Origin of the sequence: Microbacterium esteraromaticum, from assembly GCF_016907315.1 — a bacterium.
GTDB lineage: Bacteria > Actinomycetota > Actinomycetes > Actinomycetales > Microbacteriaceae > Microbacterium > Microbacterium esteraromaticum.
This window is the reverse complement of the sequence record NZ_JAFBBS010000001.1, coordinates 3,013,405-3,033,523: the sequence shown is the minus strand read 5'-3', so window position 1 is coordinate 3,033,523 and position 20,119 is coordinate 3,013,405. Positions and strand designations below refer to the sequence as shown.

The 20,119-nt window shown below is 68.5% G+C and carries 19 protein-coding genes; 3 read left to right on the top strand and 16 right to left on the bottom strand.

The window, feature by feature from the left end; genetic code table 11:
• Window positions 1-3 precede the first annotated feature (3 nt).
• Window positions 4-1,317: a site-2 protease family protein gene (locus JOE67_RS14405; protein ID WP_204976206.1), complete on the bottom strand. Its 1,314-nt coding sequence runs from the start codon at window positions 1,315-1,317 to the stop codon at window positions 4-6.
• A gap of 86 nt (window positions 1,318-1,403) precedes the next feature.
• On the opposite strand from JOE67_RS14405, the gene JOE67_RS14400 reads away from it, so the two are divergent.
• On the top strand, window positions 1,404-3,014 hold the full coding sequence (locus JOE67_RS14400; RefSeq protein ID WP_204976205.1) for a Mur ligase family protein: 1,611 nt from the start codon (window positions 1,404-1,406) through the stop codon (window positions 3,012-3,014).
• 58 nt (window positions 3,015-3,072) lie between these two features.
• Here the strand turns inward: JOE67_RS14400 and dxr are convergent, their stop codons facing one another.
• Window positions 3,073-4,155 carry a 1-deoxy-D-xylulose-5-phosphate reductoisomerase gene (gene dxr, locus JOE67_RS14395; protein WP_204976204.1) on the bottom strand — a complete coding sequence of 361 codons (1,083 nt, stop codon included), beginning with the start codon at window positions 4,153-4,155 and terminating at the stop codon, window positions 3,073-3,075.
• Between the two features lie 60 nt (window positions 4,156-4,215).
• Window positions 4,216-5,130 (bottom strand): FKBP-type peptidyl-prolyl cis-trans isomerase, encoded by a 915-nt coding sequence (locus JOE67_RS14390; protein WP_338041623.1) that lies wholly within the window; start codon window positions 5,128-5,130, stop codon window positions 4,216-4,218.
• Window positions 5,131-5,289: 159 nt separating this feature from the next.
• Here JOE67_RS14390 and JOE67_RS14385 point away from each other — a divergent pair, with 159 nt between their 5' ends.
• On the top strand, window positions 5,290-6,078 hold the full coding sequence (locus JOE67_RS14385) for a lysophospholipid acyltransferase family protein (RefSeq protein WP_338041622.1): 789 nt from the start codon (window positions 5,290-5,292) through the stop codon (window positions 6,076-6,078).
• A gap of 12 nt (window positions 6,079-6,090) precedes the next feature.
• Here JOE67_RS14385 and JOE67_RS14380 read toward each other — a convergent pair whose 3' ends face one another.
• Window positions 6,091-6,582 carry an OsmC family protein gene (locus tag JOE67_RS14380; protein WP_204976202.1) on the bottom strand — a complete coding sequence of 164 codons (492 nt, stop codon included), beginning with the start codon at window positions 6,580-6,582 and terminating at the stop codon, window positions 6,091-6,093.
• Window positions 6,583-6,622: 40 nt separating this feature from the next.
• Here JOE67_RS14380 and JOE67_RS14375 point away from each other — a divergent pair, with 40 nt between their 5' ends.
• Complete coding sequence (locus JOE67_RS14375) at window positions 6,623-7,618, top strand: asparaginase (protein ID WP_204976201.1); 996 nt, start codon at window positions 6,623-6,625, stop codon at window positions 7,616-7,618.
• 9 nt (window positions 7,619-7,627) lie between these two features.
• Here JOE67_RS14375 and JOE67_RS14370 read toward each other — a convergent pair whose 3' ends face one another.
• From JOE67_RS14370 to atpE, 12 genes are all read right to left on the bottom strand, one after another.
• On the bottom strand, window positions 7,628-10,336 hold the full coding sequence (locus JOE67_RS14370) for an FtsK/SpoIIIE domain-containing protein (RefSeq protein WP_204976200.1): 2,709 nt from the start codon (window positions 10,334-10,336) through the stop codon (window positions 7,628-7,630).
• A 58-nt stretch (window positions 10,337-10,394) separates the two neighbouring features.
• Window positions 10,395-11,252, bottom strand: a complete 858-nt coding sequence (locus tag JOE67_RS14365; RefSeq protein WP_204976199.1) for a protein phosphatase 2C domain-containing protein — start codon at window positions 11,250-11,252, stop codon at window positions 10,395-10,397.
• A gap of 72 nt (window positions 11,253-11,324) precedes the next feature.
• Window positions 11,325-12,308: an aldo/keto reductase gene (locus tag JOE67_RS14360; protein WP_204976198.1), complete on the bottom strand. Its 984-nt coding sequence runs from the start codon at window positions 12,306-12,308 to the stop codon at window positions 11,325-11,327.
• 92 nt (window positions 12,309-12,400) lie between these two features.
• Window positions 12,401-13,210 (bottom strand): DUF5684 domain-containing protein, encoded by an 810-nt coding sequence (locus tag JOE67_RS14355; protein WP_204976197.1) that lies wholly within the window; start codon window positions 13,208-13,210, stop codon window positions 12,401-12,403.
• A gap of 132 nt (window positions 13,211-13,342) precedes the next feature.
• Window positions 13,343-14,083, bottom strand: coding sequence for a YaaA family protein (locus JOE67_RS14350; protein WP_204976196.1), 741 nt, complete (start codon window positions 14,081-14,083; stop codon window positions 13,343-13,345).
• Between the two features lie 76 nt (window positions 14,084-14,159).
• The gene (locus tag JOE67_RS14345) at window positions 14,160-14,420 is read right to left on the bottom strand and encodes a F0F1 ATP synthase subunit epsilon (RefSeq protein ID WP_182252895.1); all 261 of its coding nucleotides are present in this window, start codon (window positions 14,418-14,420) and stop codon (window positions 14,160-14,162) included.
• A 2-nt stretch (window positions 14,421-14,422) separates the two neighbouring features.
• Window positions 14,423-15,877 (bottom strand): F0F1 ATP synthase subunit beta, encoded by a 1,455-nt coding sequence (gene atpD / locus JOE67_RS14340; protein ID WP_204976195.1) that lies wholly within the window; start codon window positions 15,875-15,877, stop codon window positions 14,423-14,425.
• 24 nt (window positions 15,878-15,901) lie between these two features.
• A complete protein-coding gene (locus JOE67_RS14335) occupies window positions 15,902-16,798 on the bottom strand; it encodes a F0F1 ATP synthase subunit gamma (protein ID WP_204976194.1) in 897 nt (298 codons plus the stop codon).
• Between the two features lie 19 nt (window positions 16,799-16,817).
• Complete coding sequence (gene atpA / locus JOE67_RS14330) at window positions 16,818-18,458, bottom strand: F0F1 ATP synthase subunit alpha (protein WP_204976193.1); 1,641 nt, start codon at window positions 18,456-18,458, stop codon at window positions 16,818-16,820.
• A 50-nt stretch (window positions 18,459-18,508) separates the two neighbouring features.
• On the bottom strand, window positions 18,509-19,297 hold the full coding sequence (locus JOE67_RS14325) for a F0F1 ATP synthase subunit delta (protein ID WP_204976192.1): 789 nt from the start codon (window positions 19,295-19,297) through the stop codon (window positions 18,509-18,511).
• Window positions 19,297-19,842, bottom strand: coding sequence for a F0F1 ATP synthase subunit B (locus tag JOE67_RS14320; protein WP_182252890.1), 546 nt, complete (start codon window positions 19,840-19,842; stop codon window positions 19,297-19,299). Before JOE67_RS14320 ends, JOE67_RS14325 begins: the two co-directional genes overlap by 1 nt.
• A 27-nt stretch (window positions 19,843-19,869) precedes the next feature.
• On the bottom strand, window positions 19,870-20,106 hold the full coding sequence (atpE, locus tag JOE67_RS14315) for an ATP synthase F0 subunit C (RefSeq protein ID WP_071642243.1): 237 nt from the start codon (window positions 20,104-20,106) through the stop codon (window positions 19,870-19,872).
• Window positions 20,107-20,119: the final 13 nt, after the last annotated feature.

Genomic DNA, 20,119 nt, shown 5'->3' with positions numbered 1-20,119 from the left:
GCGTCAGCCCAGCAGGTTCATCGGCTTCACGAGGTCGGCGATGATGAGCAGAGCGCCCATACCGATCAGGAGCACCGCAACGACGACGGTGACGGGCACCAGCCTTGTTGCATCGACGGGCTTGGGCTCAGCACGTCCGGTGAGCTTCGCCCACGCCCGCTTCACGCCCTCCCAGAGCGCGACGATGACGTGTCCGCCGTCGAGCGGCAGAAGCGGGATGAGGTTGAACACGAACAGGGCGATGTTCAGCGCTGCGAGCAGGTTCATCAGAACGACCAGGCGGTTGAGCACCGGAGCATCCGTCGCCGCCACCTCTCCCGCGAGTCGACCGACGCCGACCACGCTGAGCGGACCATTAGGGTCGCGCTCGGCCCCTGTGACGAGCGAGACTCCCACATTCCACAGCTTCACCGGAAGATTCACGACCAGCGATGCGACGGCGCCGGTCTGCTGCACAGCGAGTTCCGTGCCGGTGCCGAGCGGCTGCGGCACGTACTCCTGCTGCGCGAAGATGCCCGCGTAGCCGACCGTGCGCGTGACGGGGTCGCCGTTCGCGTCGACCACAGGACGGCCCTCGGCATCCACTTCTGCCCGTTCGGCTGCAACGGGGGTGAGGGTCAGATCGACGTTCTCGCCGTCGCGGTCGACGACGATGTCGAGCGGCTCGCCCGGCGAGCGCTGGATGATCTGGGATGCGTCGGCGAATGTCTGCACCTGCTGGCCTCCGACGCTGACGAGCACGTCTCCCGCCTCGACGCCCGCCTCGGCGGCGGGCGCCACAGGGTCGTCGGCCGCGCAGGCCTGCTGCGTGCTGCCTGCGGGCAGCACGCACTCCGTGACGGCGCTGACGGTCGTGCTCGCCTGCTGGATTCCGATTCCGGATGCCATGACCGTGAAGATCGCGATCGCGAGCAGGAAGTTCATCGCCGGCCCGCCGAGCATGACGATCACGCGCTTCCACACCGGCAGGCGGTAGAAGACCCGATGCTCCTCGCCGTCGGCGATCGTCTCGTCGTTGGCGGTGCGGGCATCCTGCACCAGCGAAGCGAAGACCCCGCGGGCCGGCGAACTCCTGGCCGACGGCGGGTACATGCCCGACATCGAGATGAAGCCGCCGAGCGGGAGGGCCTTGAAACCGTATTCGGTCTCTCCGATCCGCCTCGACCACAGACGTGGTCCGAATCCGATCATGTACTGCCCCACGCGAACGCCGAAGAGCTTCGCGGGCAGCAGGTGACCGACCTCGTGCAGCCCGATCGAGAGGCCGAGGCCGATCAGCATGAACACGACGCCGCCCAGGTACAGCAGGATCTCCACCCGACCACGCTAACGGCAGCGCTGAGGAATCGCCTGGATCCGCGCCAGAGCGGTGCGAGCGGGTCGCGTGAGATCATGGACGGGATATGACCACGACATCACTGCCCCCAGTGCTCCGTCCGGCCGACCCACCCCGTCGTGCTCTGGCCGAGCTGGCCGACCGCTTCGCCCGAGACGTCCGCGGAGACATCGCCGACGTCGAGCTGAGCGGCATCACCCTCGCCACCGCCGACCTCCGCGCCGGCGAGGCATTCGTCGCGATCCAGGGCGTGAACAAGCACGGCGCCGAGTTCGCGCAGACCGCCGCCGATCAGGGCGCCGTCGCGGTCATCACCGATGAAGCGGGCGCCGAGATCGCCGCCTCGTCCGGACTGCCGGTCGTCGTCGTCGACGACCCCCGTGCAGTGCTCGGCGCGCTCAGCGCCTGGGTATACGGCACGGGTGCAGGCGATCCTCTTCCGCTGCTCTTCGGTACGACGGGCACCAACGGCAAGACGAGCGTGTCGCACCTGCTGCAGGGACTGCTCGACCAGATCGGAGTCGTGTCTGGCCTGTCGTCGACGGCCGAGCGGCACATCGCCGGCGAGGTCATCGTCTCGCGGCTGACAACCCCCGAAGCGTCCGAGATGCACGCCCTGCTCGCCCTCATGCGCGAGCGGCAGGTCGAGGCCGTCGCGGTCGAGGTCAGCGCTCAGGCGCTCTCGCGGCACCGCGTCGACGGCATCATGTTCGACGTCGCCGGGTTCACCAATCTCTCGCACGACCACCTCGACGACTACGCCGACATGGAGGAGTACTTCGAGGCGAAGCTGCCCCTGTTCACGCCGGTGCGCTCGCGCCGTGCCGTGGTGAGCGTCGACTCACCCTCAGGAGCAGTCGTCGTCGATCGTGCCACTGTTCCTGTCGTGACCGTCGGCACGCCGGCGATCGCGGCAGACCCCGAAACCGCCGCGTCAGCCGACTGGGTCGTCACGATCGACGACGAGCGCCCCAGCGGCACCGCATTCACTCTGACCGGCCCCGGAGGACGCACCCTGTCGACGGTCGTGCCAGTGATCGGTCCGCACATGGCGGCCAACGCGGGGCTGGCGATCGTCATGCTGCTCGAGGGCGGCTACACGTGGGAGCGCATCACCGACGCCCTTGGGCGCGACGGCCACATCGTCGCGCATCTGCCCGGCCGCACCCAGTTCATCTCGGGCGAGAGCGGACCTGCCGTGTACGTCGACTTCGGCCATTCTCCGGATGCCTTCGAGAAGACCCTCGCAGCCGTGCGCCGCGTGACCCCGGGCAAGGTGCTCATGCTGTTCGGCGCCGACGGTGACCGCGACGCGACCAAGCGCTTCGACATGGCCCGCACGGCTGTCGAGGGCAGCGACATCCTCGTGGTGACCGACCACCACCCCCGATTCGAGGACCCCGCGTCGATACGCGCCACCCTCGTCGAGGGCGCGCGCCGTGCGCGCCCGGATGCTGAGATCCACGAGGTCTCTCCACCTGAGGACGCGATCGTGACGGCCGTGAGCCTGGTCGGAGACGGAGACGCCATTCTCTGGGCGGGACCGGGGCACCAGGACTACCGCGACATCCGCGGCGTGCGCACCCCGTACTCCGCGCGCGAACTCGCCCGCCGAGCGCTCATCGCCGCGGGATGGCAGGCCCCCGAATCCCACTGGCCCGTCCCGTACACCGACTGACGCCGGCTTCGGCGACGAGAGCCGGCTGCCCATTCCGGGGGGTCGGCTCTTTCGATGGTCAGGATGCCGCGATCAGGGCATCCGCCTTCGCCCGCGCCCAGGCCTCGGCGTCGGCCAGTGCCTCGATCGTGAGCTCGTCGGGAGCGTCATGAGCATCGATGACCCGCTGGATCGTGTCGACGATGCCGAGGAACGTGAGCCGGCCGTCGTGGAAGGCGTGCACGGCCTGCTCGTTCGCGGCGTTGTAGACCGCGGGGAACGTGCTGCCGGCGCGGCCGACGGCCTTGGCCAGCGCGACCGCGGGGAAGGCCTCGTCGTCGAGCGGCTCGAAGGTCCAGCTGGTCGCAGTGCGCCAGTCGAGCGGGCGTCCGACGCCGCCGACACGGTGAGGCCAGTCCAGACCCAGCGAGATCGGCAGGCGCATGTCGGGCGGCGACGCCTGCGCGATGGTCGAGCCGTCGACGAACTCGACCATGGAGTGCACGATCGACTGCGGGTGCACGACCACCTCGATGTCGTCGTACGGCACGTCGAACAGTAGATGCGCCTCGATGACCTCGAGGCCCTTGTTCACCAGCGTCGCCGAGTTCGTGGTGACCATGCGCCCCATGTCCCAGGTGGGATGGGCGAGAGCCTGGGCGGGTGTGACGTCGGCGAGCTCCGCCCTGGCACGGCCTCGGAAGGGCCCACCGGATGCGGTGACCACGAGCCTGCCGACCTCGGCGCGGGTTCCGGCGCGCAGCGCCTGTGCGAGGGCGGAGTGCTCTGAGTCGACCGGCACGATCTGATCGGGGGCGGCGCCCGCACGCACCAGCTCGCCGCCCACGATGAGGGACTCCTTGTTGGCGAGGGCGAGCGTGCGCCCCGCCTTCAGCGCCGCGAGGGTCGATCCGAGCCCGATGGAGCCGGTGATCGCATTGAGCACCACATCAGCCTCGACGTCCCGCACCATCTGCTCCGCCTCTGCGGCGCCGAGTGCGGTGTGCTCGAGCTGGAACTGGGCAGCCTGCTCTGCGAGCATCTCCGCGTTGCTGCCTGCGGCGATGCCGACGAGTTCGAAGCGGCGCGGATTGCCGCGGATCACGTCCAGCGCCTGTGTGCCGATGGAGCCGGTGGAGCCGAGGACGATGACGCGACGCATGCCGCCAGCCTATGCGAGAGGGCGGCGACCCTGCCGGATCGCCGCCCTCTCGTCAGTCGGTCACTGCCCGGCGGGCGCGTGCTGCGTCGCGAGGATGTCGATGACGAACACCAGCGTCTGACCTCCGAGCTCATGAGCCTCGGGGTCCTCGCCGTAGGCGAGCGCCGGCGGGATGACGACAAGCACCTGCGAGCCGACCTTCTGGCCCGCGAGCGCCTGCACGAATCCCGGTACGTAGGTGTTGCCGGGGGCTGCGTACGGTGCGCCCTTCGACCACGACGAGTCGAAGCTCTTGCCGTCCTTCCAGTCGACGCCGTAGTACTGCAGCAGCGTGGTGTCGCCGTCGGCGACCTCAGGACCGTCGCCCTCCTTCAGCACAGAGATCTTCAGCTCCTTGGGAGCGTCGCCGGCGGGAACGTCGACATCGGGCTCGCCGTCCTTCGCGAGCTTCACCGTCGGCATGCCGTCGACCGGCTTCTGCTTCTCTCCCCACGCGGCGGTGGGGACCTTGTCGAGCACGTCGATGATGTACAGCTGCGATTCCGCACCCTCCGCCGCAGGCAAGGCGAACGCGACGCGGGTTCCGATGGTGGCGCAGCCGATCGCCTCGGCGAGCGCCTGGTTCGCGAGCGCGTTCTGTGGCAGGAGCTCGCCCTCCTTGTACCCCAGGTCGCCGAGGTGGTCTCCGGTCTTCGAGTCGAACGCGCTCATCGCGTAGGCGATGTAGTCGCCCTCGGCGACCTTCTCGCCGTCGCCCTCGCTGACGACCGTGCGCTGCACCTCGCCGACCTTCTTGCTCTTGTCGACGGTGACCTTCGCCGGCTTGCCGACCTCCCCGTCGACCTTGACGCCGTCGGTGTACGATCCGGGCGCAGCCGCCTGTGCGCACGCATCGGCGCTGCCGGTCGGGTCGGCCGACTCCGAGGGCTTCGGCGAACCGGAGCATCCGGTGAGCACGAGCGCGGCGAGAGCCACGGTGGAGACAAAGGTGAGGGGGCGCAGGCGCAAGATGAGACCTCGGATTCGCAGGGCAGGGATCTTCCATAGTGAACCACCTGGCTTTGCTGCCGCTGAGTGCCGTCCGGCTCAGCAGCCATTCCACGCTCGGCATGCACGGAAAGATAAGCTCATCCGGTGAGTTCTGAGCATTCGGTCACCCCCGTCGATCCCGAGTCCGGGGAGGCCGAGCACACCACGCCGAAGCGCGCGGGGTTCAAGTACAAGCTGGGACGGATGATCGCCGCTCCCCTCGCTCGGGTGGTCTACCGTCCTCGCATCGAGGGACGCGAGAACGTGCCCCTCAGCGGCGCCGTCATCCTCGCCAGCAATCACCTCTCTTTCATCGACTCGATGGCGATCCCGGTGGCCGCTCCCCGGCCTGTGCACTTTCTGGCGAAGTCGAGCTACTTCGAGGGCACTGGTTTCAAGGGTGCGCTCTCACGCCAGTTCTTCACCTCTGTCGGCGCCATCCCCGTGCGCCGCGGCGCAGGCCAGGCCGCTCTCGACGCGCTCGACCAGCAGCGACAGCTGCTCGAGCAGGACCTCGCGGTCGCGCTGTATCCCGAGGGCACTCGTTCGACCGACGGCCGCCTGTACAAGGGCCGCACCGGCGTCGCCTTCCTGGCCCTGCAGACCGGGGCGCCCGTCGTGCCGGTCGGTCTGATCGGCACCGACAAGGTGATGCCGGTCGGCGCGAAGATGCCGTCGACGAGCGAGCGGGTGACAGTCAGGTTCGGGACACCCATCGACGTCTCGAAGCACGGCCCTGCGACCAGTGGCAAGGCCCGTCGGCTCGCGACGGACGAGATCATGGCCGCCATCCACGCCCTGAGCGGTCAGGAGCTCGCCGGCGTGTACAACGAGCCTCCGGCGCAGACGCCGATCGAGAAGATCAAGCAGGCGTTCCCGCACGAGCGCCGCTGAGCCTCGGCGATCTCAGTCACGAGGCGCCGACGCGACGACGATCGTGGCCTCGTGGCGCACGGGGAAGTTCACCGAGTTCGCGATGAAGCACCACTCGTTCGCCGTGCGGTGGGCATCGCGGGCAGCCTCGAGCATCGACTCGTCTGCGACGGTCACCTGCGGCCGCAGAGTGACCTCGGCGAATGCGCCGCCACCGCGGCCATCCTCCCGCATCACGCCCTGAGCGTCGTCGTAGTAGTCGATCACGACGACGCCCGCGGTGACGCATGCGTGAAGGTACGAGAGCAGGTGACACTCCGACAGAGCGGCGAGGAGAAGATCCTCTGGATTCCAGCGTGCCGGGTCGCCGCGGAAAGGCTTGTCGGACGATGCCAGCAGCTCGGTCTTGCCCTGGATGCTGATCGTCACGTCTCTGGTGTAATCCCGGTATCCGCTCGTGCCGGAGCCGCGATTTCCCGTCCAGGTGGTGGTGAGCGCGTAGTGGTGTTCGCCGAGCGGGGCCATTGCGCCAGTCTGCCACTGCGCGGCGCATTAGGCTTGTCTGGTGCTCGAGACTCTCACCATCGCTGACGCTGTCGAACTCGCGATCGTGGAGCGCAACGGCTTCGTGGAGTCCCGCCATGCGGGTGCTGCGGTCGTGCTCTCCCCCGAAGGAGAGGTCGTCGCGCAGCACGGCAATGCCGAGGCGCTCATCCTGCCGCGCTCGAGCCTCAAGCCGCTGCAGGCGATCGCCAGCGTGACAGCCGGCGCCGCCCTCGATAGCGAGCAGCTCGCGCTCGGCACCGCCAGCCACAGCGGCACCGACCGCCATGTCGAGGTGGTACGTGAGATGCTCGCCGCCGGCGGTCTGAACGAGGACGACCTCGGCTGCCCGACCGCATGGCCTTCCGATGCGACGGCTCGTCGTGACATGATCCGCGACCACGCCGACAAGGCGCGCGTGCGGATGAACTGCTCGGGCAAGCACGCTCTGATGCTGCGCGCGTGCGTCGCGACCGACTGGCCCACCGAGGGCTACCTCGACCCCGCCCACCCGCTGCAGGTGCACATCCGCGACGTCGTCGAGCGCCTTGCCGGCGAGAAGATCGCGCACACCTCCATCGACGGCTGCGGAGCGCCAGTCCACGCGATCACGCTGCTCGGCCTCGCGCGCGCGATCCACCGGATCGGCTCGGCATCCGAGCGCTCGCCGTTCGCTCTGCATCGTGTCGCCGGCGCGCTCGTCCGCGCTGTGCGCGAGAACCCGTGGACCATTGCCGGACCGGGCGAGCCCGACACCATCGCCATCGAGACCCTCGGCGTGTTCGCCAAGCACGGCGCGGAGGGCGTGATGGTCATGGTCGCCCCTGACGGCACGACCGTCGCCAGCAAGATGCTCGACGGCAGCAGCCGCGCTTCGGCGATCGTCGCCGCGACCCTGCTCGCGCGCGCCGGTGCCCTCAGCGAGTCGGATGTCGCGACCCTGGCGAGCGCCCTGCCTCTGGAGGTGCTCGGCGGCGGCCAGCCGGTCGGGATGATCCGCCCCGGCTCGGGCATCTGACCGCGGCGATCACCCCAGCCGAACCCTCCGGGGACGACGCCCCGGCTCGACCGCCCAGGCCCTGCCTTCGTGAAGCCTGGCGAAGGGCGGCGTCTCGCGCACGCCGGCGAGCTGACGCAGCTCCGGCGCGCACTCGGCGGCGATGACCAGCTCCCCCTCGGTCCGGATGCCTTGCAGCCTCGCCCATTGCGAACGCCACTCCTCGGGGTCGCCCACGATCACCACGGGCGCATCAGTGGCATCCGTATCACCCGACGTCCCGGCGAGCTGGGCGAGGGTCGTCACCCGGCAGCCTGGGTGAGCGGCTGCGAGCGCAGCCCGAGTGCCGTCGACTGCTGGCGTCACCACCCCGGAGCGACCCCTGCGCGGATGCCAGCCGGCAACGGGTGCGACGAGACCGGCAGCGGGAGTGCGATCCGTCCAGCACAGCTGGACGTCGCGACCGTCGATCCAGGCGCGCCCGGGCGGGCGATGCGGATCGAACGCAGCGGAATCACCGCCTGCCGCGACGTGCTCGACCCGACTGCTCACCCGCAGCAGGGCGCGGCGCGCGAGTCCGTCCAGCAGCCGACCGACGGGGCCGGACGCGCGCGAGGCGGTGATGACCGCGCCGGCCGGCGCTCGTACGATCGTCTCCCAGCGGCTGAGGAAGAGCTGCGCGTGCTCGGGCGGATACTGTGCGACGAGCACGTCGAGATCGTCGCACAGCACCACGCCATGACGACCGGTTGACAGCTCGGCTACGGCGTCCCACGCTTCCTCCGCGTCGGTGGGGACGATGACGGCATCCGGTTGCTGGGTGTGCAGCGCCCGGATCAAGGTGCTCTTGCCCGAAGCCGGGCCGCCGACGACGCCCAGTCCCTCGCCTGGCGCGAGGCGGACCCATGGCTGGCTCTGCTGATCGGGGTGGTCGGCGCGACCGAGCATCACCGCATGCGGTCCGTCGTCGGCATCACGGGTCACGGGCACATCGATCACGGACGGCAGCGGCGGCAGCCACGGGCTGGCCAGCCTGGGTGCTCCCGCCCACTGCTGCGCGACGGTGGCGAGGTCGGCGGGTGACGTGAGCGCCACCCGCATCGGATGAGGCTCGACGTCCTCGGGGCGCCGGACGTAGCCGAGCCCTCTGGTCTCGAGCCCGCCCGGCAGATCGGCGGCTGCGTCCGAGCCGATCACGAGACGACTGTCCGCCGACTCCGCGACGCGGAGGCTGAGCCGCAGCGGACAGTTCGCGGCCAGGGCCTCCCGTATCACTCCTCCGGCTCGCTGCGTGCCGAGCACGAGATGCATCCCGAGCGCCCGCCCGCGCGCGGCGATGTCGGTGAAGATCTGCGCCAGATCCGGGTGCTCCTGAACGAGTGCGGCGAACTCGTCGACGACGATCACGAGGCGCCCGAGCGAGGGACATTCACGCACGTCACGAGCACCGGCGACAGCGAGAGCGGCTTCACGCCGTCGCAGCTCAGCAGTGAGGCTGCCGACGCCGCGGCGGGCTCCGACTGAGTCGAGATCGGTCACCACTGCCACAACGTGGGGCAGGGTGCGCAGCGGCTCGAACGCCGTTCCCCCCTTGAAGTCGATCAGCACGAACGCCACTTCGCTCGGACTGTGCCCTGAGGCGATGGCCGCCAGCCAGCTGGTGAGCAGTTCGCTCTTGCCTGTGCCTGTCATGCCGGTCACGATCGCGTGCGGTCCGTCGTCGACGAGATCGATCACCACATCGCCATGCGGTCCGCGGCCGAACCGAGCGGTGAGCCGCCCGTCGCCGCCGGAGGTCGGCTCGATCTCGGCGAGAGCGACCGCGTCGGGCACGTCGGATCCTTCATCGTTGCGTCGTGTCATCTCCACCGCGATCACTGCCGTCTGCTGCGCCGACAGTCCCTCCAGGGCGAGTTCGCGAACGCCATCCGCAGTGCGCACCCGCGCCTGACCGGGCACCGCGAAATCCAGCACCGTCGTGATTCCTCCCGGGGGCTCGTCGCCGGGGCTCCGGATGCAGATCACGGCGTCCGCGGCATCCGCGCCCTCCCCCAGACGCAGCCGGAAGCGTGCACGACGCCGTCCTGCGTGCGGGAACGCGTCGAATCCCCAGGGGGCGACGCCCGCGCCGTGCAGGCTCAGCTCGGCCGGCCCGAACCGAAGGCACAGCTGCGTCACGAGTGCCCGGACGACGGCAGCCGCTACGGGTTCGGGACCGCGGACGCAGATGCCGCCACCGAGTTCGACGACGACCGGCCCGTCTGCGAGCCGTTCCGCACGCTCGCGGAAGGAACGCGCCCGTTCGTCATCACCGCCCGAGGCGCGCACGGTGCTGCGGCGATCCCCGCGCCCGATCACGACCTCGGTGGCTGAACCCAGCGGCACGCGTCCGCGCAGGGGCGGGTCGAGCAGGCAGCGCGCCGCGTCGGGAGTCCGGTGCCAGAGCAGTTCATGCTCCTGATCGTGCAGCCGCGCGAGCTCCTCGTCAGCGCGCAGCCAGGCGAGATCAGCCTCGCTCTCCGCCCGTCTCCGGCCACGGCGCCGAGCCCGCATTCCGTCGAAGAACGACGCGAGCAGCATCAGCGGCCCGATGGCGGCGAAGCACAGAGCGAACAGCGAACCTGTGACGAGCCACAGCACGACGCCTGCGATGACGGGGACGATGGCCGCCAGCAAGGGGAGCTGGGGGCGGGCCGGCTCGGCCGGGGCTGCGGGGAGGACGATGGTCGTGGCATCCATCCGTCCATCTCAGACCATCGACGGAATCAGATCTGGCCTCTCCACAGGCGGGGAGTGATCATTCCGCGGTGGCGGCCTCTGTGGAGGAAGAGTGCTCGGGTTCGGCCGGTTCGGCTTCCTCCCCTGCCGCGCCGTCATCCACTTCGTCTTCGGAAGCGCCCGTGTACCGCACGTTCAGCACGATCAGCGTGACGTTGTCACGCCCGCCGTTCTCCAGCGCAGCCTCCACCATCGCGTTCACTGCTGCTGCAGGTTCGGAGTTCTCGCGGAGGAAATGCAGGATCCCGTAGTCGGTCAGCTCTTTGGTGAGACCGTCTGAGCAGATGATGAAGCGGTCACCGTCGACGACGTCGATCGCCACGTAGTCGGGTGAGACCAGCTCGTTCGCGCCGACGGCGCGCGTGATGACGTTGCTGTACGGATGGGCGTCGGCCTCTTCCGGGCTGATCTTGCCCGAGGAGATCAGCTCCTGCACGACCGAGTGATCGGTCGTGACCTGGATGAGCCGTCCGTCACGCTCGAGGTACACCCGGGAATCGCCGATGTTCAGCGAGATCCAGCGCCAGCCGTCTTCGCCACGGTCGAGATAGACGCCCGTGAGGGTCGTGCCCGTTCCCTCGTCGGTGGTGTCCGGATGCTGGTGGATGTCGTCGACCGCGAGCTGCAGCGCCGCGAGGATGCGATCGTCGTCGATGTGGCCCGCGTCGACCATGTCGGAGAGCCGGTCGACCGTCGCCTGGCTGGCGATCTCGCCGCCGGCATGGCCGCCCATGCCGTCGGCGACGATGTACAGCGGGTACTTCGCGAGGAAGGAGTCCTGATTGTTCTCGCGGCGACGCCCGCGGTCCGTGACCCCCGCCCAGGTGAGCTCCAGCTCATCGCTGACGCGGAACGTCTGCGTCGTGGTCTCAGGCACGTGGGTTCTCCGTCGGACTGCTGAGCGGCGGGGACGCCGCAGGGTTCATGTTCATCGTAGTGGTGCGCGCGCTCACATCCGGTCGGCCGGGTCGTCGACGAGCGGGAACAGCGCGTCGATCTCAGCCAGGTCAGCCGCATCGGGGGTCCACGCGTCGGCCGCTTCGGCGTTCGCCTCGACCTGCTCCGGCCTGGTGGCCCCGGCTATCACGCTCGACACGCCCGGCTGGGCGAGCAGCCACCCGAATGTCGCCTGCAGCATCGAGATGTCGCGCTGAGTGCAGAACTCCTGGTACCGCTCGAGCGCGTCCCATGGGGCGTCCGCCCAGATGTGCTGCCGCGTGTCCATGATCCGGGTGCCCGACGGCCCGCCCTCGCGCGTGAACTTACCCGTCAGGAGGCCGTTCTTCAGCGGGAAGAACGGGAAGAAGCCCAGCCCGTACCTGTTCACGGCGGGAAGCACCTCGCGCTCTGAGGCGCGGGCGAGCAGCGAGTAGTGGTTCTGCGCGGAGATGAAGCGCCCGGTCGAGCGGGCTCGCGAGGCGAACTCGGCCTCGGCGATCTGCCAGCCGGTGAAGTTCGAATGGCCGTAGTAGCGGATCTTGCCTTCGTCGACGAGTTCGTCGAGCGCGTCGATGGTCTCGGCGATCGGCGTCTGCGGATCGGGAAGGTGCAGCTGGTACAGGTCGATCCAGTCGGTGCGCAGACGCCGCAGCGACTGCTCCACCGCATGACGCACATATCGACGCGAGCCCCGCCCGCCGGGGAAGTCGTAGCCCATATCGCGCTCGTGACCGAACTTGGTCGCGAGCACTGCGCGGTGGCGGCGCCCCTCGAGCACCTCCCCCATGAGCTCCTCACTGCGTCCGGCCTCAGCCCCGTACATATCGGCGGTGTCGAAGAAGAAGACACCGTTCGCGAGCGCCGCGTCGATGACCGCGCGCGTGCCCTCGAGCGTCTCGGTCACGGTGCCGGCTCGGCCGAAGTTGTTGCAGCCGAGGCCGGCGGTGGATACGACGAGTCCGGATGCGCCGACGCGGCGCTGCGAGGTAGCCATGCATCCACACTATCGGGGCGCCCGGACACGTCGTTCGCCACACCATGCGAAGAAGCCCCCGACGTCGTCGAGGGCTTCTTCGTCAGATCAGCTCACGCGGGCGGCTGCGTCGGATCGTTCGGCGACGCAGGCGGAGCCGGAGGCGCGGGCGGCGCGGTCGGCGGCGCTGCGGGCGGCGCCGGCGGAGTGGCGGGGGGAGGCACCGGGGCGCCGGGCGCAGGCGGAACAGGAGCACCCGGGTTGTGAGGTGCGCCGTACCCCGGCTGCGTCGGCTGGCCAAGACCGGGCTGTGCCGGCGGAGCATAGCCGGGCTGAGCAGGCGGCTGGTATCCCTGAGGCGCAGGAGGCTGGTAGCCCTGGGGCGCTGCGTAGCCGGCTGCCGGGGCCGCGCTCTGGCCAGGCTGCACGGGGATTCCGTCCCACACGGTGTTGTCGCCGAGGAAGCTGTTGCCCGCCCATGGAGCCGGCGCGATGTTGGGGTTCCAGCGCGAGCGGTCGAATGCGAGGATGCCCATCCAGACGATGTTGAGCAGCACGAACAGGATGACCCAGGCCGCTTCCTTCTGCAGCTTGAGGCCGACGCGCCAGCCGGCCATCGCGAAGAGAGCGGTGAAGACCAGGCCGAAGATGCTGCCGATGCCGGTCCACGACAGCAGGAGCGTGGCGCCGAGCGCATACAGCACGAGCCAGGGGCTCATGTCGCCGAGCTTGAAGAAGATCATCTCCCGGTAGACAGGCACCCAGGCCCGCCACTTGCCCTCGACGCCGGCCTTCTCGAAGATCTTCATCATCAAGATCGACGAGAGCACGTACATGATCGGTCCGACGATGAAGAGCAGGATGCCCAGAAGGGCGAACAGCGCGGCGAGGCCCTCGTAGCCCCCGTAGTCGCCATAGTCCATGAGTGAACCACTTCCCTCGTAGAGAGGAAGCGGTTTCGCTCCCCCGTGCGCATCTCGCGCACGGTCATGCTAGCGAAGCGTCCGCACCGCGGGCAACGATGCATCCTCGCTCCCGGGGGCGGCCGTGGGGACTCAGCCGGCGACCACGAGCTCCAGAACACCGGCATCCTGCGCTTCTCGCAGACGGATGCCCTGCTCATCGGCCCACGCGATCAGCGCGCCGACGGAGTTCCCTCTCGGGCGTGTCGTGGCGAGAGCACGCACGAACGCGCCCTTCGCCTTCTTGTTGAAGTGATTCAGCGCGCGCCCCTTGTCTGTGACCACCCTCACGTAAGCGGAGGCGACGACTCCGGCGACGGGCCCGAGCGCCACATACGATTCGCTGCGCAGGTCGAGGACGAACCCGCAGCCCGACAGCGCGGCGGAGGTCGCGTCGGCCCAATGCCGCTTCAGCGGGCGGATGCCAGGGAGCGATGTCCCCGCTGCCAGGCGATAGGCGGGGATCTCATCCAGCGCACCGATCGGTCCGAACGGAGCGGAATGGATCATCACGTGCGATCCGAGCCACCGCCGTGCGGCCGCGTCGAGCGACGCCGCGTCGAGTGCGTCGTAGAGCACTCCCGTGTAGCGGTCGATCGAGGCCATCGTGGGGGCCGTTCGCAGCATCCGGTTGTGCTCGACGTCACCCGCCTGACGCTCGCTGAGCTTGAGGACGCGTCGCGCCTCGCTCGAGTCGGAGCTGAGCTCCACGAGGGCATCGACGACCTCGATGCGCTGCGAGGTCAGCGACGGCAGAGCGAGCGCGTCGAGGCGCAGCGGGCGGCCGGTGCCACCAGCACGCTTGGTCTCGGACGGGGGCAGAAGGATTCTCATGGGCTCCACACAGACGAAGCGTCCGCCTCGGCACGTGCAGGGCACGAACCGAGGCGGACGCCGGGTTGTCTTGCTGTCAGGCGATCAGAGCGGCGTTGCCTGCCACGATCGTCAGGGTGTCGCCCTCCATGGAGAGGAACCCATCCTGCGCGTTCGCGAGCACCTTGCTGCCGTCGGTCTGAGTGATGCGGACCTCGCCCTGGGCAAGGATGGCCAGCACCGGCTCGTGACCGGACATGATGCCGATCTCGCCCTCGACGGTCTTGGCGACGACGAGCGACGCCTCCCCCGTCCAGACCTCCGCATCAGCGGAGACGAGGCTCACGTGCAGCGCCATGGTCAGGCGTTCTCCTTCTGGATCTTCGCCCAGGCCTCTTCGACGTCCGAGATGCCACCGACGTTGAAGAAGGCCTGCTCGGCGACATGGTCGAAGTCACCGCGGCAGATCGCATCGAACGACTCGATGGTCTCCTTGAGCGGAACCGTCGAACCCTCGACACCGGTGAACTTCTTCGCCATGTAGGTGTTCTGCGAGAGGAACTGCTGGATGCGACGTGCGCGGGAGACGACGATCTTGTCCTCTTCCGAGAGCTCGTCGACACCGAGGATCGCGATGATCTCCTGCAGCTCCTTGTTCTTCTGCAGGATCTGCTTCACCGTGGTGGCGACACGGTAGTGGTCCTCACCCAGGTAACGCGGGTCCATGATGCGCGACGTCGAGGTCAGCGGGTCGATGGCCGGGTAGAGACCCTTCGACGCGATCTCACGCGAGAGCTCGGTGGTGGCGTCGAGGTGCGCGAACGTGGTCGCCGGAGCCGGGTCGGTGTAGTCGTCAGCCGGCACGTAGATCGCCTGCAGCGAGGTGATCGAGTGACCACGCGTCGAGGTGATGCGCTCCTGCAGGAGACCCATCTCGTCGGCGAGGTTCGGCTGGTAGCCCACGGCAGAGGGCATGCGGCCCAGCAGCGTGGAGACCTCGGAACCGGCCTGCGTGAAGCGGAAGATGTTGTCGATGAAGAGCAGCACGTCCTGCTTCTGCACATCGCGGAAGTACTCCGCCATGGTCAGGGCCGAGAGCGCGACGCGGAGACGGGTCCCCGGCGGCTCGTCCATCTGGCCGAAGACGAGGGCGGTCTTGTCGAAGACGCCCGCCTCCTCCATCTCGTGGATGAGGTCGTTGCCCTCACGGGTGCGCTCGCCCACACCGGCGAACACCGACACACCACCGTGGTCCTGCGCGACGCGCTGGATCATCTCCTGGATGAGCACGGTCTTGCCGACACCTGCACCACCGAACAGACCGATCTTTCCACCCTGCACGTAGGGGGTCAGGAGGTCGATCGACTTGATGCCGGTCTCGAACATGGTGGTCTTCGACTCGAGCTGGTCGAAGTTGGGTGCCTTGCGGTGGATCGGCCAGCGCTCGGTGACCTCGATGGTCTCGCCGGGCTCGGCGTTGAGGACCTCGCCGATCACGTTGAAGACCTTGCCCTTGGTCACGTCGCCGACGGGGACCGAGATGGCCTCACCGGTGTTGCGAACCTCCTGGCCGCGGACGATGCCGTCGGTCGGCTTCAGGGCGATGGCGCGCACGAGGTCGTCGCCGAGGTGCTGCGCGACCTCGAGCGTGATCTCGGTGGAGTCCTCGCCGATCGTGATCGTGGTCTTGAGGGCGTTGTAGATCTCGGGAATCGAGTCGTGCGGGAACTCGATGTCGACAACCGGACCGTTGACGCGTGCAACGCGTCCGACGACCGCGGTCGCCGGCTGCTCAGCCGTGGCGGTGGTGGTCATATCTCGTCTCTTCTCCTGATGGTCTTATTTGCTCGACGAGAGGGCGTCGGCTCCACCGACGATCTCTGCGATCTGCTGGGTGATCTCCGCCTGGCGAGCGTTGTTGCGCAGGCGGGTGTAGTCGGTGATCAGCTTGTCGGCGTTGTCGCTTGCCGACTTCATCGCCTTCTGCGTCGCGGCCTGCTTGGCTGCCGAGGACTGCAGGAGGGCGTTGAACACGCGGCTCTGGATGTACACCGGCAGGATCGCGTCGAGCACGGTCTCTGCGTCGGGCTCGAACTCGTAGAGCGGGTAGACGGCCGCGCTCGCGGTGTCTTCGGCCTCTTCGATCTCGAGCGGCAGCAGACGAAGAGCCGTGGGCTCCTGCGTCATCATGCTGACGAAGCGGTTGTACACCAGCACGATCTCGTCGACGCCCTCGGACTCGCCGCCGCGCAGGAATGCCTGCTGCAGCGTGTGCGCGATCTCCTCGGCCGTGTGGAACGACGGCGTGTCGGTGTCGCCGATCCACTCGGCTGCGGACTCGATCCGACGGAACTGGAAGTACCCGACGGCCTTGCGACCGACCAGGTAGTAGACCGGCTCGCGGCCGAGCTCGCGCAGACGCTCGCCCTGCTCCAGGCCCTCACGGATCACCTGGGAGTTGAACGCGCCTGCGAGACCACGGTCGCTCGAGAAGATGACGACCGCCGTGCGGCGGATCGTCTCTGCCTCGCGAGTGAGCGGGTGATCGACGCTGGAGTGCGTCGCGACGGCGGACACGGCCCTCGTCACGGCCTGCGCGAAGGGGCTGGACGCCTTGACGCGTGCCATCGCCTTCTGGATGCGCGAAGCCGCGATGAGTTCCATCGCCTTCGTGATCTTCTTGGTCGTCTGAGCAGAAGAGATCTTCTGCTTGTAGACCCTGAGTTGAGCGCCCATGAATCAGTACCTCACGCGATTACGCGCGACGACCCTTGACGATCTTCTCCTGGCTGACGTCGCCGGCATCCTCCGCCGAAACCTGCTCGTTGCCCGGAGCGCCGATCGACTGGCCCTTGCCGCCCTGGAACTCCAGGATGAAGGCGTCGGTCTGCTTGTCGAGCTCTGCGACCGTGGCGTCGTCGAGGACGTTGGTCTCGCGCAGCGTGTCGAGGATCGACGTGTTGCGACGCAGGTAGTCGAGCAGATCGCGCTCGAAGCGCAGCACGTCCTCGATCTCGAGCGAGTCGAGCTTGCCGTTGGTTCCGGCCCAGATCGAGACGACCTGCTCCTCGACGGGGTACGGCGAGTACTGCGGCTGCTTGAGCAGCTCGGTCAGACGGGCACCACGGGCGAGCTGACGACGCGAAGCCGCGTCGAGGTCGGATGCGAACATCGCGAACGCCTCGAGCGAACGGTACTGCGCGAGCTCGAGCTTCAGCGTTCCGGAGACCTTCTTGATCGACTTGACCTGAGCGTCACCACCGACTCGCGAGACCGAGATACCCACGTCGACCGCCGGACGCTGGTTGGCGTTGAAGAGGTCGGACTGCAGGAAGATCTGGCCGTCGGTGATCGAGATCACGTTGGTGGGGATGTACGCCGAGACGTCATTGGCCTTGGTCTCGATGATCGGCAGACCCGTCATCGAACCCGCACCCAGCTCGTCGGACAGCTTCGCGCAGCGCTCGAGCAGACGCGAGTGCAGGTAGAAGACGTCACCCGGGTATGCCTCGCGGCCCGGCGGGCGACGCAGCAGAAGCGACACGGCACGGTAGGCCTCGGCCTGCTTCGACAGGTCATCGAAGATGATCAGGACGTGCTTGCCGCCGTACATCCAGTGCTGGCCGATGGCCGAGCCGGTATAGGGCGCCAGGTACTTGAAGCCGGCCGGGTCGGACGCGGGCGCGGCGACGATCGTCGTGTACTCGAGGGCACCGGCCTCTTCCAGCGCACCCTTGACGGAGGCGATGGTCGAGCCCTTCTGGCCGATCGCGACGTAGATGCAGCGGACCTGCTTGTTGACGTCGCCCGACTCCCAGTTGGCCTTCTGGTTGATGATCGTGTCGATCGCGATGGCCGTCTTGCCCGTCTGGCGGTCGCCGATGATGAGCTGACGCTGGCCACGACCGACCGGGATCATGGCGTCGATGGCCTTGATTCCGGTCTGCATCGGCTCGTGGACCGACTTGCGCTGCATGACGCCTGGCGCCTGCAGCTCGAGCTCACGCGACCCCTCGGTCGCGATGGCGCCGAGTCCGTCGATCGGGTTGCCGAGCGGGTCGACGACGCGACCCAGGTAGCCGTCGCCGACCGGGACCGAGAGGACCTCGCCGGTGCGGGTGACTTCCTGGCCGGCCTCGATGCCGGTGAAGTCGCCGAGGACGACCACGCCGATCTCGTGCTCGTCGAGGTTGAGGGCCAGGCCCTTCGTGCCGTCCGCGAAGGTGACGAGCTCGTTGGCCATGACGCCGGGCAGTCCCTCGACGTGCGCGATGCCATCGGCCGCGTCGATGACGGTGCCGACCTCGGTCGCCACGGCGCCGGTGGGCTCGTAGGCGTCGGCGAAGTTCTTCAGCGCGTCACGGATGACGTCGGGGCTGATCGATAGTTCTGCCATTGTCTTCCCTTTGTGTGTCTGGGTGGGCGCGGTTCCCCGCGTCAAGTTGTTCAGCTCGCGAGCTTCTGGCGAAGGTCGGCGAGTCGGGCGGAGATGCTGCCGTCGATGACATCATCGGCGATCTGCACGCGCAGGCCCCCGACGACGGTCGCGTCGATCACCTGGTTGATGGAGATCTCGCCGCCATAGCGACGTGCCAGCGCATCGCGCAGGCGCGTCTCCTGAGCAGCGGAGAGAGCGGTCGCGGTGTACACCGTCGCCACCGCGCGGCCGGCCTGTGCGGCGACGATGTCGGTCGCACGGCTCAGCACCTGACGCACGCGACGCTCGCGCGGCATGCGCACCAGCGACGAGGCGACCAGGACTGTCGCGGGCGACGCGGAGCCGCCGAGCACCTTCTCGACCAGATCGCCCTTCGCCGACGCACCGCCGAGGCGGCTGCCGAGAGCGAGCTCGAGCTCGGGGTTCGCCGCGACGACGCGCGAGAAGCCGAAGAGCTCACCCGCGATGTCGTCACCGGGGGCCGCCTTCGCGGCCGCACGGATGGCGAGCTCCTCGACACCGTCGATCAGATCGGACACCGACGACCAGCGCTGTGCGGCGACCGTGGTCAGCAGCGAGCGCACCGGAGCCGAGACACCGGCGAACACAGCTGAGACGAGCGCGCTGCGCGCCTCAGCCGGAGCCGCGGGATCGGCGAGCGCGCCGCTCAGCTGGGCCGACTCCCCGATGGCGCGAGCCGAAGCGAAGAGCTCGGCCGCGCTGTCGAGGTTCAGGCCCGACGCTGCGGCAAGCGCGTCCGTCGATGCCGCGAGTGCCTGAGTGGTCGCGCTGCCCATTACTTGGCCTTCTCGAGGTCGGCGAGGAAGCGGTCCACGACCGCCGTCGCACGAGCGTCATCGCTGAGGGTCTCCCCCACGACGCCGCCGGCCAGGTCGATCGCGAGCGTGCCGACCTCGCTGCGCAGCGAGACGAACGCCGCCTGGCGCTCCGCCTCGATCTGCGTGTGAGCAGCCGCGGTGATGCGGTTCGCCTCGGCGACCGCCGTCTCCTTGGCCTCGGTCACGATCTTCTTGCCGTCCTCACGGGCGGCCTCGCGGATCTCACCGGCCTCGGTGCGTGCCTCGGCGAGCTGGCGGGTGTACTCCTCCAGCGCTGCCTCAGCCTGCTTCTGGGCCTCATCAGCCTTGGCGATGTTGCCTTCGATGGCGGCCGAGCGCTCGTCGAGGATCGCGGTCAGGCGAGGAAGGGCGACCTTCCACACCACGATGAGGATGATGAGGAACCACAGGCCCGACCAGATGATGTCGTACCACGCGGGGATGAGCGGGTTCTGCGCCTCGGTCTCCGCCGCCGCGAGGTTCGTGACAAGAGCGTTCAGCATCCTGTCTCCTTCAGAAGTCGGTGCGGATTACGGGAAGGGGATGAATGCGACGGCGATGCCGACGAACGCAAGCGCCTCGGTGAAGGCGATACCGATCCACATGAGGACCTGGAGACGACCGGCCAGCTCGGGCTGACGGGCGACACCCTCGATGGTCTTGCCGACGACGATGCCCACGCCGATGGCCGGTCCGATGGCGGCGAGGCCGTAGCCGACTGCACCGATGTGACCGTTGATTTCAGCGAGAACCGTAGTAGCGTCCACGGGTTTTTCCTTT